Below are 1,339 nucleotides of genomic sequence, written 5' to 3'. Positions count from 1 at the left end.
TTTGCAACAGGGTATAAAGGTGTTGTTTTTGATCCGCAGATTCAGGTTGTTTATCAGCATCTTCAGTTTAATCAGGCGCGTAATATTGATTTAGGAAAATTTCATGCAATAATTCAGAATGCTCACTCATCATTTTACATATTGAATAAAAACTGAATATTATAAATTTCTTTCATTTCAAACCTGTTTATATTTAATCAATTAACCCCTTGTCCATCACAAACGAAGCTGGCATGCAAAGAAGGACTTTTGAAAAAAGGTGAATTGCTTCTTATGAACATTCTCGAGTGCTAAAATCTGCGCAAATATTGAATGCTGAAAAAAGAATGATGATATCCGCGCATGACCGCAATAAAAATAATATCCTGTATCTTATCGAAATTTCTCTGCCACCTATCATTTACAAAACAACAACCGTAACAACACGATAAAGCATACTTTACTTTTATTATAATTTGACCTCAAACTCCCTCTGTTTGTTCTAAAAATAAATATTTATCCAAAATTCTTAAGTAAAAATCCTAAAAAAGGAAACAAATAATATGCGTATTAAATGATATAAACGTGAATAAAGTTCTAAAACAAAATTCAAAACAATGCATAAAACTCATAAAGACTAAACTTATGATCTATAAAAATTAATACAGAAACGGACAAAAACAATCATCAATATCGCATTTTTTGAAAGATTATGCCACAAGCATTCAGCGTTTAAACTTCTCATATTCACAATGAAATCTGTCCTCATATCTTGACATCAAAAATTTTAGAAAAATTTCTCATCGCATAAAAGAAAGCATCTATTGTAATCTTTTATATCAAAAAAATAACCATATTGATGAGGCAAAATAAATTTCAATACATTAAAAGGCAGAAAATCTTCTGCCTTTTAACTAAAAATACATATTGCACCTCTTCAAAAAAGGTGGCGCAATCCAGCAGAGAAACTCGTTCCAGAAAAACCAATTTTCTTAAATCTATGCTGATAAGTGACATCTCCACGAAGAGAAAGTTTTGATGAGAGACGGGCATTAAACCCAACCCCTGCTTCCAAAGAAGAACCAAAGGAACCTAACTGAAAATCGTTTTTAAAAGAAACGAATTGCTTATCTTCAAAACTATGCAAATAAGAAAGCTTACTATAAAAAGAAACTTCACGTCCCTCTTCAGAAGCATTAAGCGTCTTGCTTAAACGCCCACCAACACGCCCCACCCATTGATGAAATTTTCCTAAATCCACCTCAAGGTTATCAATATCACGCGCCTGATTAAACTGAAGATGCTGATAAACAACCTGAATCTGCGGATCAAAAACAACACCTTTATACCCTGTTGCAAA

Annotated in this window: 1 protein-coding gene; it reads right to left on the bottom strand. The window is 32.2% G+C overall.

From position 1 onward, the window contains the following. Positions 1 to 916: 916 nt before the first annotated feature. The coding region (locus tag ACFIL2_RS06280; RefSeq protein WP_375681708.1) for an autotransporter outer membrane beta-barrel domain-containing protein at positions 917 to 1,339 on the bottom strand (423 nt) is incomplete at its 5' end.

Origin of the sequence: Bartonella sp. AP30XZML (assembly GCF_042195945.1) — a bacterium.
Taxonomy (GTDB): Bacteria; Pseudomonadota; Alphaproteobacteria; order Rhizobiales; family Rhizobiaceae; genus Bartonella.
The sequence above is the reverse complement of the archived record's forward strand: the minus strand, read 5'-3'. Positions and strand labels throughout refer to the sequence as shown.